A 15,088-nucleotide genomic window follows, 5' to 3' on the forward strand; every position below is an offset into this window, starting at 1 on the left:
TATACTTATCGTTTCGATAAAAAACTCTCACTTTCCAGAACTCAAATTTAGCGCTATTTATTCACAATATCGACATAACACTATTTTAGAATCGCGTTATGGCTTTATTTTGGTGCTTTTTCATACGGTGAAATAGTGCTGAACATTTTTAATTTACCAATGATAGTGATAAAAATCCTTAATTGGTCTCAAACACTTTATGGAGTGGGTTGTGGGTAAGACATTTAGTTACGATGCGCTAGATGACGATTTTGTTGAAGACGAGTACGAAATGGTCGGGCGTAATCAACACGACAAGAATAAGCAAAAGGTTAAGAAAAAGTTGGAAGACTACCTTGAGCAAAAACGCTTGCGTAAAAACTTGGGCGATGATGACTTAGATGAGTATTTAAACGACTAAGAGATAATTTAAATAAAGAGGCAATTTGCCTCTTTATTGCTTTTAGAGTTTAGATACTACTGCTTTTAAGGGCTTTGATAATAGCACCTTCGATTTGCTGCGGTTTGGTAAATGGTGCAAAGCGTTTAATTGCCTCGCCGTCACGGCCAACTAAAAACTTAGTAAAATTCCATTTTATTTTGCGGGTTAAAAATCCAGGTAATGCTGATTTTAAATGCCTGAATACAGGGTGGGCGTTTTCGCCATTAACATCAATTTTACTCATCATCACAAAATCAACACCGTAGTTAATCAAACAACCTTGCGCTATTTCTTTTGCGCCGCCAGGCTCTTGTTTGCCGAATTGATTGCACGGAAAACCAATAATTACTAACCCTTGATCAGCGTATTTTGCATGTAATTGTTGTAAACCTTCGTACTGTGGAGTGAAGCCACATTTACTGGCAGTGTTGACAATTAACACAACTTTGCCTGCGAAATCTGAAAAATCAATGCTTTGGCCTTGCAAATTGCTGGCTGAAAGTTGATAGAAGTCGTTCATGTTGCTCTCTAGTTATTGTTGTTTGTTAAATTCTATCCTGAGTTGTGATAGACATACAGCTTAAATTATCATCACATTGCATATACCATTTTATTTTAACTTGCATGATTAAAGCTTTTGAGTAAATGTTCAATCAATAATCGCACTCTGTATGGCATTAAATCTTTACGTGGATACACTAACCAAGAGGCATTGTCTGTTACCTGAAACTCATCAAGTAAGGTAATTAGTTGCCCGTTTTCAATATACTTATCAACAATATCAGTGGCTAAATGGGCAATGCCCAAGCCTGCTAATGTCGCAGATAATAGTGCGCGCGGATGGTTACTGCGCCAGTTGCCGGCAACTTTTACCTCTTTAATATCGCCGGCAAAATTAAATCGCCAACGTTTCCCCATGGCAATTAAGCAATTATGAGCGGTTAATTGTTGAGGCGTAGTTGGGGTTGGGTGATGTGCTAAATATTCTGGACTGGCAACGAGAGTCATGATTCGCGGGCTAAGTGGTCGTGCAATTAAGTTAGAGTCTTGCATGCGGCCAAAACGGATCGCTAAATCAAAACCTTCTTCAACTAAGTCGACATTACGATTGTTGAAGTCCATATCTACTTCGACCTCAGGGTAGCGTTTTACAAACTCAACAATTTTAGGTGCTACATGACATGCAACAAATTCACCAGCACCAGAAATTCTAATGACCCCTTTGGGTTTACGTTGCTCACCTTGCAGTTGATTATTAGCATCAATTAGCTCTTGTTTAATTGCTTTGAGCTTTACGGCATATTCGCGGCCGGCATCGGTGAGGCTTATTTTTCGGGTGGTACGTTGAAATAGCAATGAGCCTAAGCGGTTTTCAAGTTGCTGTACTTGGCGGCTGATATGGGAAGTTGATACTTCCATGACTTTGGCTGCTTTGGTAAAGCTGCCATGTTCAACCACATGTAAAAATTCATCAAGGCCATGCCACATAATTTAGTTCTCAAATATTAAGTAATTATAGTTTATACCATCTATTGTTGCAGCTGTGCAAAAGTGATTCTCTGAGCTTAGTCTTTAAATTAATGCTTAAATCCCTACAATTAGGTGGTCAGCAAATTTTAGCTCACACTAAATAATGAGCACCTCAAAGCAATGGAGCAAGCATGTTAAATTTCAGTTTTGCAAACCCAACCAAGATTCATTTTGGCGAACAGCAAATTGCCTTAATCAAAAATGAGATCCCGGCAGACGCAAAGGTACTTGTTACTTATGGCGGTGGCAGTATTAAAAGTAATGGTATTTATGATCAGGTGGCTGCGGCGTTAAGCGAACACACTTGGTTTGAATTTGCCGGTATTGAACCTAACCCAAGTTACCAAACATGTATGAAAGCCGTTGCTTTGGTTAAAGAAAAGCAAGTTGATTATATTCTTGCTGTAGGCGGTGGTTCGGTAATTGATGGTAGTAAATTTATTGCCGCAGCAGCTAATTATGACGGCGAGCCATGGGATATTCTAGCTAAAGGCGGTGAGGTAAAATCAGCAATAGCATTAGGTGTTGTATTGACTTTGCCAGCAACGGGTTCTGAATCAAATTCTTTTAGTGTGGTTTCAAACCTTGATAGCCACGATAAACTGCCTTTTGCGAGTCCATTAGTACAGCCACAATTTGCAGTACTCGACCCTGCGGTGACTTACTCATTACCAAAACGTCAAGTGGCAAACGGTATTGTTGATGCGTTTGTACATACCATGGAACAATACTTGACCTATGATGTAGGTGCAAAACTTCAAGATCGTTTCGCTGAAGGTATTTTAATGACCTTACTTGAAGAAGGACCGAAAGCGTTCAGTGAGCCAGATAATTACCAAGTACGCGCTAACATTATGTGGTCAGCAACCATGGCATTGAATGGTTTAATTGGTGCTGGTGTGCCACAAGATTGGTCAACGCATATGTTAGGCCATGAGATGACAGCGGTTTATGGTCTTGATCACGCACAAACCTTGGCAATTGTACTACCGCGCATGATGGCGGAGCAAAAAGACACTAAGCGCGGTAAAATCTTACAATACGCAGAGCGTGTTTTAGGCCTTGATATTAGCGATGAAGATACGGCTATTGAGCAAGCGATTGCAGCAACAGAAGCGTTTTTTCATAGTGTTAATATGCCAACGCGCTTAAGTGATTATAACTTAGGTGAAGAAGTCGCAGACAAAATTGTTGCGCAACTAGAGCGCCATGGGATGACGGCACTCGGTGAGCGAGAGCAAGTCACGCTTGATAAGAGTCGTGCAATTTTATTAGCCAGCGTTTAAGGCTACTTTTAGCGCATTACAAATGCGCTAATTTAAGATCAAAAATAAACCCATACCAACCAGTGTTGTGTAGTAAATGTTATGCGTTTTATATGCGACAATAATAGCTGCTATTGCCGCACTGAGGTATGGGTTTTGCCAATCTAAATTTATCCCCTCGTCTGTTACAAACACAATAGGTACCCAAATCGCGGTAAGTACCGCCGGTGCGCTAAAACTTAAAAACTGCTGCATTTTCGGGCCAACTTTAAATGGTAGGTCACGATGTAAAAATAAGTAACGGGTAAAAAAGGTAATACATGCCATAAGTAAAATAGTTGTTATCATCAATTATGCTCCAATTTACCTTGGATACGGCTAATAAGGTAACCGATAGTCATCGCCGATAGTGCCGCAGCTACTAACCATAATTCAAACCCCTGGCTTTTTAAAACGGTAGCCACAACACCAGCGCTTACAACCGTTGCCAATGTAGCTAGATTTTTAATACCAGGAATTACTAATGCAATAAAAGTTGCAGCAATAGCAAAGTCTAAGCCTAAATTAGTGAGATCAGGTAGCAGACTGCCCGCTACGATGCCAATTAATGTCCACAAGTTCCAAGTAATATAGAAGCTAAAGCCGGCACTGAGCGCGTAGATCAAGCGAGTTTTAGTTCGATAAGCTTTGCGATGATGGGAAAACGCAAACAGCTCATCAGTGAGTACAAAGCTTACCGGTAAGCGCCAGCGTAGCGACTGATCAATCACTTTATGACGCACCGCTAAGCCGTATAAAAAGTGCCGTGAGCTAATTATGAAGGTGGTGAATAAAATAGTTAATAAAGGCGTATTGCCAGCCATTAGCTCTATAGCGACTAGTTGGGCGGAACCGGCAAACACTAATAATGACATGGCTTGGGTTTCAAATGCGCTAAAGCCATTTTGAATTGCCAGTGAACCACATAAAATCCCCCAAGGGATCACTGCTAAACACAGTGGTAGCATATCTAAAAAGCCTTTTAGGAGTGCGCGTTTGGTGCTAAGTGTCATTAATATTATTCATTACGGTAATTAATGCCCTTAGTCTGCCATAGATCAATTAACCCTGAACAGCAAAGATGCTAAATTAACAAAAGTTTGAAATAATAAGCTTTTACGCAAAAGAGGTTAAGCATGCATAAAATTAAAGTATGGGATGGGTTTATTCGCAGTTTCCATTGGTTGTTAGTTATTGCAATTGCGGCGCTGTATTTTAGTGCTGAAGAAGGCATGATGGAATTACACTTTGTGGCTGGCTTTTTCACCTTAGCGCTACTAGTAACACGTCTTATTTGGGGCTTGATTGGTAGCAAAACAGCTAAGTTAAGTGCATTGTTTCATTCACCTAGCGCAGCACTAAAATCATTTAAACAAACAGATAATAAACCAGGCCATGGCGCAGCGGGCAGCTACATGGTGTTGGCATTTTTTATTTTATTACTGGCGCAGTTAGTAAGCGGCTTAATGACCACCGATGACATTTTGACAGATGGCCCATTAGTGCAGTATGTATCAAGTAATGTAGTTGAATGGGCCGGCTGGGTGCATCATAAGAACTTTGATTTATTGTTGTACGCGATTATTCTCCATATTGTGGCAATTGTAATTTATCGCATGAAAGGTAAAAATTTAGTCAAAGCAATGGTTACGGGCTATGCCGCTGAAAAAAATAATGATAGTAATGAAGAGCTAACAAAATCACCGTGGACTGCGATAATTATTCTTGTCGTTGTATTTGCGGCATTACTGATGACATGGGGCGCAGAGCCTGTGGCTTACTTGTTTAGTTAAACTGTTTAACAGATCAAAAACGGCGCTAATTTAGCGCCGTTTTAGTTTTAAGATGATCGCATTAAAGATTAGTCTTTAAATGATGTGTGGCAATCTTTACAGCCTTTAGCCCATGGGCCAAATGCTTTAGCAATTACTTTTTTATCGCCTGTTTGCGCGGCAACGGCTAGTTCGTCAGCATATTGTTGAAATGCTGCTGCTTTTTTCATAAAGGTTTCGTTATCGCTCCAAATAGCAGGTAATGCAGATGTGTCACCTTTATCACTGCCTGCAACGAATGCTTCCCATGGCATTTTTGATAATGCAGCAGCATTATTTGCACGATGCTTAAACTGTTCTGCGTCAAAAGGTACTTTGCCTTTTAGCATGTCACCCATATCACCAATTTGGACACGGATCATTGAAAATGCCGCTTGGCGGTACTCAATGGCGTCACTAGGCTCTTCAAATACAGAGTTTGCTGTTGCACCAAATGTTAGTGCACAAAGTGTTGCACCTAAAAATAATTGCTTTAACTTCATTCCTTTTGCCCCTTATATGTAATTCATTGCTTGTACAGTTGCTGTTGTATATCAGCAAGTCAGATTATTCAAGTATATTGCGGTTAAACTGAACTGTTATTGAATTATAAAACTAAGATTGTATCTTAATTATTGATATCAATATCAGCAAAGATCATTCCTCTGCGCATACTACGAGTAGCTAAAAACACCTCACCCAGTAAAGACATAAATGCACAAATAAGTAGTGCCATTGCGCCAACAAAACAACTGCCGATGGAAACACCTAAATTAACTGATTGAATATGAGACAAAAATAACAGCATGACCACGGCGCAAACAAGTACCGCACTTAATACACTTAAACTAAAGGCAATATGGATACAGCGAGAGCGTTTCAGCAGTGCTCGTAGCTCGGTTGTTAGCGATGAATTAAATTCTTCATCGGTACTTACCTTTAATTTTCGTTCAAGTTGACGAGCACGGTCGGTAATTCGAGCTAAGCGATTAGATAAAACCCCCAGCGTAGCAGCAATACCAGTAATTAAAAAAACTGGCGCAACGGCTGTTTGGATTACTTTTGCCATTGTTAGAATATTTATAACATCAGAGTTCATTGCTTTCCTTTTAGGTACATTGGTAGATTTTAATTATTCCGTTTACAAAGATTTACATTTATTTTCTTGATTGTTTTTTTATTTAAAACAGTCACTTAGTGTCAATTTGTTAATTTTCACATTGCTTTTTGTAATTTACATGTAATCGAATTGTTGTCATTTTGGGTGTTGAAGTTCTATATTAGTCTCGCACTTAATTTATGATCATCAATAAGTACAATAATACATAACATATCCCAGGGGAAATCATGTCTAAGAATCTAATAAAAAGAACGGCGGTTGCAACCGCTGTAACAAGCATCTTAGTTGCAGGTGCTGTAAATGCAAATACTATAAATAACAGCGCACTTAAGAATACTAGCTACACACCAGTATCACAGACCGATATTGTTAATAAAAATCAACCTTCAGCATACCTTGTTGTTTTAAAGGCAAAAACAGCAGCTGATATGATGGAGCAAGGCGCCTATAATGTTTCTGATGCTCGTCAAAGTTATGACCAAGTAGCAACGTTACAAAGCCAAGTTCAAGATAAGTTATTTACTCTTGATAGTAATGTAAAAGTACTTGGTTCTACTAAAATTTTGGCACCGACGTTAATTGTTCAAGCAAGTCAAGGTGCGCTAGATCGAATTGCAAAAGACTCACGCGTAGAGCGTGTTTTACCTATGTTTGATTACGACCTTCATGTTGCAGCAACCGCTGACTACATCAAAGCGTCGCCATTAGTAGTAAATGGTACAGTTACAGGTGCAACGCAAACTGTTGCAGTATTAGATACGGGTATTGATTATACTCACAAAATTTTTGGTGGTGAAGGAACCGTTGAAGCTTATGAGGCAGCTCAAGCAGATCCTACCACAGTAAATTGGCCACAAGGCCAAGTTATGGGTGGTTATGACTTCATACGTAATGATGCTGATCCAATTGAAAATGATCCAGCCGCTCCTACAGAAGAAGATGCACCAACAAGCCATGGTACATCTGTATCTCACTCAGTAACAGGTATTGCACCAGCGGTGGAGCTATACGTGTATTCAGTGTGTGGCGGCGGTTGTCCAAGTGCAGCACAGGTTTCGGCATTAGAAGCCGCTATGGATCCAAATGGTGATGGTGATTCAGAAGATCGTGTTGATGTAATCAATATGTCTTTAGGTGGAGAGTTTGGTGACACATACATCGGTGGCGGTGCGCAGTTCTTAATTCAAAAAGCGGTTGAGGCTGGTGTAAACGTTGTTATTTCTGCTGGTAATGATGGCGATAACCCATTCCGTATTGGTGGCCCTTCTACAACTCCTAACGCATTATCTGTTGGCGCGATGACGCATCCTACAAATGATGTTGGCGTTGCAACAGGCACAATTGAAGGCGCAGAGACCACAATTCAGCCGTCAGGTTTTGGTCCACAAACTGCGTTTGTAATGACAGATGCCGATGCTGAAGTTGTTTACCCTGAAGAAAACCAAAATGGCTGCGAGGCATTCTCTGCTGAAACTGACTTTACTGGTAAAGCGGTAATTATTGACCGTGGTGCATGTAATTTCACGGCAAAAGTTTTAAATGCTCAAGACCGTGGTGCTAAGTTTGTATTTATAGCAAACAATACTGATGATGGCACGCCTGCTCCAATGGGTGGCTTTGATGCTGCAGTAACAATTCCTAATGTTGGCATTAACTTTGCTGCAGGTGCAGCAATGAAAGCTGCTTTAGCGGCCGGTGAAATGCCAACATATACCATAACGATTGAGCGTAAAGTGACTGCGGGTGCAGTTGCATCATTCTCATCTCGTGGTCCATCAATGGATGGTTTATTAAAACCTGAAATTACAGCGCCAGGTACTGATATTATGGTAGCGGCAACTGGTACACAAGATCAGCTAGCTCCAGCAACAGGTACTTCGTTCTCAGGTCCGATTACTGCCGGTGCTGTTGCATTAGTTCGTGAAGCGCATCCAGAGCGTAATGCGTTTGAAATAAAAGCGACAATCATGAATGCGGCTGATTTAAACGTAACCGTAGATCCTATTAGTATTAACCCAGATTCACCACTTGCACCAATTAGTTTAATCGGTGCAGGCTTAGTGGATGTTGAAAAGGCGGTTAATTTACCTGTCGCAGCATGGGTTGAAGATGATGAGTATGAAACTAAACAGGCTGCGTTATCATTCGGTTTAGAACGCATGACAGAAACAACCAGCTTTACAAAAACAGTGACGCTGAAAAACTTCTCTGATGCAGACAAAACATATGACCTTCGTATTGAAGAGCGTTATATGAATGATGTGGATACAGGTGCTGTTAGCTTTGATATTCCACGTAGTGTAACTGTTGCGGCAAATACGGTAACAACATTCGAAGTAACCATGACAGTTGATCCATCTAAACTTCATGAGTGGACATTAGAAAACCCATTTAGCCAAGATGATCTAGCTGCTCGTAGTCCGTCACTGACAATGGCTGAATTTGATGGCGCATTGGTATTTGATGATACTTCAACAGCCGATACGGATCACGACTTACACATTGTTTATCATGCATTACCTAAGGCCGGTGCTGAGTTAGAATTCTCTTTTGAAGATATCGATGGTTCTACGCAGTTAGTTGTTGAGAACGTTGGTGCGCTGGCTGTAGAGCCAACATCTGAGCAGGTCGTTGCATCTAGCCCTGAAAATGCTGAGATAGATTTTGACATTCTTAGCACTACATTTGCTGCTTATGCATCTGAAACATGTGATTCTGGAGTGTTTATTACCTCTTCAATTCAATTACGAGATGAAATTACCCATATGCGTCAAGTCGGTGTTCGTATGAATCTCGATATTGATAATGACGGTGTTTATGATCACTTTATGATGAATCTTAATGATGTTGGCCGTGATGCTGCAATACCTGGACGCAGCCGTACATTAATTGGTGAAATCGATGCGGCGGGTGAGGATGTATGGCAATGGGGTACACCTATGTATCATGCTGCTGGCGAAGATACAGTGACCTTCTCTGGATGTAGTAATCTGTTAGGATTAGATGCAAACATGCTGGGAGGAACAATTAATATTGCAGCTTCTGTTGGTTACCCAAGTTATCAGGCTGGTGTATTCTTCGAAACAGATAGTGCAGCTGGTTCTACTGTGTTTACAGCGAACCCTGCAGTAACAATGTATGCGACTGATAGCGTAGATAATGCAATCACTAAACTAGAGCCAGGTCAAAAAGCTGTTGTTAAATCTAGCGGTGCGTTTGCTCTTACATCACCTGCAGGAACGAAAGTTTATTTATCTGCGCCACGAGATATTCCTGGTGCACCTAAAGTACCTAACTTAGTAATTGAAGATTTTGCAATCGACGAAACAATGCTTACTGGTTTAACCATTGGCACAATCAAACTCGATGCTGAGGCAGCACTTGATATTGCTTATTTTGAAACTTTGAGTATGTCTGCTCCGGGTCTTATTGTTGATGCTGATACTGGTGATATCATTGTTGATAACACTGATTTAATTGACTCAGAAGCTGGTCTTAAAGAAATTACAATCACAGTAAAAGCTGTTGACGTTATTGGTACTGAGTCTGCACCAGTAACATTTACAGTAACAATCAATAACGTAGCTGATGAACTTCCGGTTGTTGCTGAAGGTCAAAAATTCAACGTGATTGAATCTGCAGCTGAAGGTACTGTTATTGGTAAACTAGCAGCGGAGCTTTTCGAAAGTTCAGCAACGATGATTGTTTCAGGCAGTGTTAAAGGTTCTGACGTAATTGCAATTAATGAAATGGGTGAATTAGTCGTTACTGGTAGCCTAAATCATTATGCAATGCCAACACTTGAGTTAGAAGTTACGCTAACTGATGATAGCGGTTTAGAGTCTGCACCTGTTACTGTAATGCTTAACGTGGAAATTGATCCTAATTCACATGCACCGATGATTGAGATGAATCAACGTTTCAGAATTGATGAAAATGTTGCTTTAGGAACAACTATTGGTACTCTTGCATTCTCTGACCCTGATTCTGATGTGTCACCAGTTGAACGCTTTATTGTATCAGGTAGCCATTTAGTTTCAGTAAATCCAGATGGAACAATTGTTACTGCTGGCGAAATTGATTACGAATTTGACCGTGAAATCGTATTCAGTGTTCAAGCTGAAGATAGCAAAGGTTATGTGTCTAAAGCCGTGAGTGTTGTTGTTGGTGTTAACAATCTACGTGCGAACGATGATGACGACAATGACAACTCTGGTTCTCTAGCATGGTTAACGCTGCTTGTAGCACCGTTTGCATTTATGCGTCGCCGTAAACAAAAGTAGTAATATAGCCTCTAAAGGCATATAGCTTTAGTTAAAATACCGCCATTGGGCGGTATTTTTTTTGTTTTAAATTTATTGTGATTACCTAAAACGGTTACACTTTTTGTTTCAATGTTGTTTTTTTGTTTCTTGCTGGTGTAGTATTCGGGACTTAATGTTTCTTTTTGGGGACATTTAATAACAATAATCTCATCAGAGGAATTTATGTCTAACAAGTTAATAACAAAAACAGCCTTATCAATTGCAGTATCATCAGCGCTAATGGCGGCATCGGTAAATGCACAAACAGTGCAAACAGCACACAGTATTACCGCTCTCAATAATTTCTCTACAGCTACATTTAATGAAACCGAAGTTAAAGAACAGTTACCATCAGCTCATATGATTGTGCTAAGAGCGACAACCGCCGCCGATCTAATGGCGCAAGGTATTTATCAAATAGGTGACAGCCGTGCAACCATTGCACAAATTGAGCAAGTGCAAAGTGAAGTGACAATTGAACTAAGTAGTCTAGATTTTGGTACAAAAGTAATCGGCCAAACTAAAGTGCTGGCGCCTACTTTGATTGTACAAGCAAGCCCTGAGGCGTTAGAAAAAATTGCCCGTGACTACCGAGTTGAGAAAGTGCTGCCAATGTATGATTATGAATTACATGTCGCCGCATCTGCAGATTATTTAAAAGCTTCACCATTGGTTGCAAATGGGGTTGTAACAGGTAAAGGTCAAACGGTAGCGGTACTGGATACAGGTGTTGACTACACGCACAACGTTTTTGGTGGTGCGGGTACCGTAGAGGCGTATGACGCAGCTCAAGCTGATCCTACTTCTGTAGCTTGGCCGCAAGGCATCGTACATGGTGGCTACGACTTTATTCGTGACGATGCTGATCCAATTGAACATGATCCTGTAGTCGTGATCCCCGATGTTGATGAACCGACCAGTCATGGTACGTCTGTTTCTCACTCTGTCACTGGAATTGCTCCTGAAGTAGAGTTATATGTGTACTCAGTGTGTGGTGGTGGTTGTCCAAGTGCAGCACAAGCATCAGCATTAGAAGCGGCAATGGATCCTAATGGTGATGGCGATATCTCTGACCGCGTAGATGTTATTAATATGTCTTTAGGTGGCGAGTTTGGTGGCACTGAAACTGACGGAGGTACTCAATACTTAATTCAAAAAGCGGTTGATTTAGGTGTAAATGTTGTTATCTCAGCAGGCAATGATGGCGATCATCCTTTTCGTATTGGGGGACCAAGTACCACGCCAAACGCACTTGCAGTTGGTGCGATGACGCATCCAACATTAGATATTGGGATTGCTTCAGGTACCGTGCTTGGAGAAGAGGTTGTTTTTCAAGTTTCAGGTTTTGGTCCGCAAACCGCATTTGCTATGGCAGATACCGATGCTGAACTTGTTTACCCAACCGCAAATCAAAATGGCTGTGAAGCATTTTCAGAAGACACCGATTTTAATAATAAAGCGGTGCTTATAGATCGTGGTGAATGTAATTTCACGAAAAAAGTACTGCATGCACAACAGCGTGGCGCATCGTTTGTATTTATTGCAAATAACGAAGATGACGGTACTCCTGCTTCAATGGGTGGATTTGATGCCACGGTTACTATCCCAAATATTGGCATTACTTATGCTGCCGGGGCAGCGATAAAAGCGGAGCTTAAAGTATCAGGCAAGGCTGCATATAGCTTAGTTGTTGAGCGTAAAGTAACATCAGGTGCTGTGGCAACCTTTTCATCGCGCGGTCCATCAATGGATGGTTTATTAAAACCTGAAATCACAGCGCCAGGTACAAGCATTATGGTTGCAGCAACTGGTACGCAAGATCAACTAGCTCCAGCTTCAGGTACATCCTTTTCAGGACCGATTACTGCCGGTGCGGTTGCGTTAGTACGCGCAGCGCACCCACAGCGTAATGCCTTTGAAATTAAAGCAACATTAATGAATACGGCAGATCTAAATGTGACTAATGAGCCGCTTAGCACAAATCCAGATTCTGAATTAGCACCAATTAGTATGATTGGTGCTGGTTTAGTTAACGTTGAAAAAGCGGTTAATCTGCCTGTTGCAGCATGGGTTGATAATACCGAGTTTAAAACTAAACAAGCGGCATTATCGTTTGGCTTAGAAAATTTTACTGGCGTTAGGTCAATCAGCAAAACAGTCACCGTGAAAAATTTCTCGACACAAGAAAAAACCTACAAATTACGGACTGAAGCACGTTACGCAAATGATAAAAACAGCGGTGCAATCAGTTGGGATATTCCAGCCAGCGTAACAATTCCCGCAGGTCAAACTACTGAGTTTGATGTAACGCTAACTGTTGATCCCAGTAAATTGCATCAGTGGAAACTGGAAAACCCATTTGATGCCGAGTCGGTAGCTGCACGAAGCGCCGCATTAACGCTCGCAGAGTTTGACGGCGCCTTAGTGTTTGACGATGTGGATGATACTGATTCAGATTATGCGCTACATGTTGTTTATCATGCGCTACCAAAAGCGGCTAGTGAATTAAGTATTGCTCCGGAAGTGGTTGGCAATGAGATGCAACTTATCGTTGAGAATACCGGGGCAACAACAGTTTCAACAATGACAGAAAATATTGTTGCAACTGGTAAAGTTAAGTCAGCAGCAGAGGCACCGTTCAATATTCTTGCAACGACATTCAATGCAATAGCAGCTGAAGGATGTGAATCTGGTGTATTAGTTACAGCATCGATTCAGTTACGTGATGAGATCACTCATGTATTCCAAGCAGGTTATCGTTTAGATATAGACACCAACAACGATGGTGCCTATGACTTCCTTATGCAGAACTACAATGACCGAGGTCGTAAAACGACTTCGCCAGGGCGTTCACGTACTGTTATTGGTACTATCGATGACGCTGGCGCAGAAACGCTTCGGTTTTTGACACCGTTATATCAATCAGCCGGTGCAGATACCATTACCTTCTCGGTATGTAGCAGCACACTTGGGTTAACACGTGATAATTTAGGTGATCCGTTAAATATTAAGGCATCTGTAGGCTATCCATCTTATGGCGGCGGCGTGTACTTTGAAACAGATAGTCTAGTTGGCGCTACGACCTTTAGTTCTTCAGCGTCAGTGAGTTTAACTGCGGTGGATGGCAGTGATACAGTCGTAAATCAACTTGCGCCAGGTGAAAAAGCGATTGTGAATGCTAGTGCGCCATTTGCTTTTACAGCATCGTCATTACAAGATGTACTGAAATTAGTGACTGCTGAAGACTTAGTGTTACCAAAAACGCAGGCTCCTAAGCTTGCAAATGCATCATTTGATGTTGTTGAAAATGCGGAAAACGGCCATCTCGTTGGCACCTTGAGTGTTGTGGAATCAGATAGAGATTTAGCGATTGCTGAGTTTTATGTGCAATCGCAAACTCATCAAGGCTTTAGTGTTGATAATAAAGGGCAAATTCTTGTATCAAACAGCGAGTTAGTTGATTTTGAAGTTGGTAAGCACATCGCTGAACTAGTCGTTGTTGCCATCGATACTTTGGGAAATACATCAGAGCCTGCTGTTATTACTATTAACATTACCAATGTTGCAGATGAAGCGAGCGAAGTAACCCCAATTATAAATTCTGGCCAAGTATTCTCTGTTGCAGAAAACACCCCAGTAGCTACCGCATTTGCTCAATTAGCTTTCACAGATCCAGATAACAGTTCAATCACTATGTTTACTGTAGCGGGAAGTGATGCAATCACGATTGATAATACGGGGATGCTAACCGTTGCTCAACTACTTAATTTTGAAGAGCAAAGTACTATTACGTTAGAGATAGTCGCAATTGATGAAGATGGTCATCAGTCAGCTGCTGAAATTGTGACGATTAACGTGTTAAATGTCGCTGATGAAGGAGCAGAAGTTGCGCCAATTATCGAAGCCGGGCAAACTTTTAAAGTGCAAGAAAATGCCGTGGTAGGCACTGTGATTGGTCAAATACGTGCTATTGATCCAGATACAGCAGTAACACCAATTGTAAGCTACACAGTTGCAGGTCATAACGGTATTGCAATTGATGAACTTGGCCAAATCACAGTGGCGGGTGACGTTGATTATGATGCAACACCTGAGATAAAGCTGATGGTTAGCGCAACGGATAGTGCTGGTAATCAATCTGCAGCTGTTGAAGTAACAATCACTGTAGCGCAAGACGCATTAGAAAACACGCCAGTTATTGCTGATAATCAACGCTTTAGTGTTGATGAAAATACAGCGCTTGGCACTGTGATTGGTAAACTCAACTTTAGTGATCCAGATGCTGATGTAAGTCCTGTTACTAAGTTTATTGTGTCAGGCACTGACTTAGTCATTGTTAATGCTGCGGGTGAAATTGTTGTTGCAGGTAGTATTGATTATGAATATGAGCGTAACTTTACATTTAGTGTTATCGCTGTTGATAGTGCGGGTAATAACTCTAAAGCTGTTGATGTTGAAATACGAGTAAAGAATATTGTGGGCAAAGATGACGATAATAATGACGGTGACAGCGGTTCACTAGCATGGTTAACATTGCTTATTGCACCATTTGCATTTATGCGCCGCCGAAAACAAAAGTAATTAATTGTTTAGTTAGT

11 protein-coding genes are annotated in these 15,088 nt (G+C 41.1%); 5 read left to right on the plus strand and 6 right to left on the minus strand.

Annotated elements, in window-relative coordinates; translation table 11 throughout:
- The first annotated feature begins 211 nt into the window (after positions 1-211).
- The gene (locus H5183_RS01585) at positions 212-400 is read left to right on the plus strand and encodes a PA3496 family putative envelope integrity protein (protein ID WP_145240019.1); all 189 of its coding nucleotides are present in this window, start codon (positions 212-214) and stop codon (positions 398-400) included.
- Between the two features lie 49 nt (positions 401-449).
- Here H5183_RS01585 and H5183_RS01590 read toward each other — a convergent pair whose 3' ends face one another.
- Positions 450-941 carry a glutathione peroxidase gene (locus tag H5183_RS01590; protein WP_182730732.1) on the minus strand — a complete coding sequence of 164 codons (492 nt, stop codon included), beginning with the start codon at positions 939-941 and terminating at the stop codon, positions 450-452.
- Between the two features lie 95 nt (positions 942-1,036).
- Positions 1,037-1,909, minus strand: coding sequence for a LysR family transcriptional regulator (locus tag H5183_RS01595; RefSeq protein WP_182730733.1), 873 nt, complete (start codon positions 1,907-1,909; stop codon positions 1,037-1,039).
- Between the two features lie 173 nt (positions 1,910-2,082).
- Between H5183_RS01595 and H5183_RS01600 the strand changes: the two genes are divergently transcribed.
- Positions 2,083-3,237 (plus strand): iron-containing alcohol dehydrogenase, encoded by a 1,155-nt coding sequence (locus H5183_RS01600; protein ID WP_145240013.1) that lies wholly within the window; start codon positions 2,083-2,085, stop codon positions 3,235-3,237.
- Positions 3,238-3,264: 27 nt separating this feature from the next.
- Here the strand turns inward: H5183_RS01600 and H5183_RS01605 are convergent, their stop codons facing one another.
- Together H5183_RS01605 and H5183_RS01610 are read right to left on the minus strand one after the other, a co-directional pair.
- Entirely contained in the window at positions 3,265-3,564 is a 300-nt protein-coding gene (locus tag H5183_RS01605; protein ID WP_145240011.1) for an AzlD domain-containing protein, read from the minus strand.
- Positions 3,564-4,268 (minus strand): AzlC family ABC transporter permease, encoded by a 705-nt coding sequence (locus H5183_RS01610; protein WP_145240009.1) that lies wholly within the window; start codon positions 4,266-4,268, stop codon positions 3,564-3,566. Before H5183_RS01610 ends, H5183_RS01605 begins: the two co-directional genes overlap by 1 nt.
- Before the next feature lie 123 nt (positions 4,269-4,391).
- Here H5183_RS01610 and H5183_RS01615 point away from each other — a divergent pair, with 123 nt between their 5' ends.
- On the plus strand, positions 4,392-5,048 hold the full coding sequence (locus tag H5183_RS01615) for a cytochrome b/b6 domain-containing protein (protein WP_182730734.1): 657 nt from the start codon (positions 4,392-4,394) through the stop codon (positions 5,046-5,048).
- Positions 5,049-5,116: 68 nt separating this feature from the next.
- Here the strand turns inward: H5183_RS01615 and H5183_RS01620 are convergent, their stop codons facing one another.
- Together H5183_RS01620 and H5183_RS01625 are read right to left on the minus strand one after the other, a co-directional pair.
- Positions 5,117-5,569 carry a cytochrome c gene (locus H5183_RS01620; protein WP_182730735.1) on the minus strand — a complete coding sequence of 151 codons (453 nt, stop codon included), beginning with the start codon at positions 5,567-5,569 and terminating at the stop codon, positions 5,117-5,119.
- Positions 5,570-5,694: 125 nt separating this feature from the next.
- Complete coding sequence (locus H5183_RS01625) at positions 5,695-6,165, minus strand: DUF2721 domain-containing protein (protein ID WP_145240002.1); 471 nt, start codon at positions 6,163-6,165, stop codon at positions 5,695-5,697.
- Positions 6,166-6,413: 248 nt separating this feature from the next.
- Between H5183_RS01625 and H5183_RS01630 the strand changes: the two genes are divergently transcribed.
- Both H5183_RS01630 and H5183_RS01635 read left to right on the plus strand, forming a co-directional pair.
- Positions 6,414-10,469 carry a S8 family serine peptidase gene (locus H5183_RS01630; protein WP_145240000.1) on the plus strand — a complete coding sequence of 1,352 codons (4,056 nt, stop codon included), beginning with the start codon at positions 6,414-6,416 and terminating at the stop codon, positions 10,467-10,469.
- A gap of 204 nt (positions 10,470-10,673) precedes the next feature.
- Positions 10,674-15,071, plus strand: coding sequence for a S8 family serine peptidase (locus H5183_RS01635; protein WP_182730736.1), 4,398 nt, complete (start codon positions 10,674-10,676; stop codon positions 15,069-15,071).
- The last annotated feature ends 17 nt before the right edge of the window (positions 15,072-15,088 follow it).

Origin of the sequence: Pseudoalteromonas sp. SR44-8, from assembly GCF_014163635.1 — a bacterium.
In the GTDB taxonomy this organism is placed as follows: Bacteria; Pseudomonadota; Gammaproteobacteria; order Enterobacterales; family Alteromonadaceae; genus Pseudoalteromonas; species Pseudoalteromonas rhizosphaerae.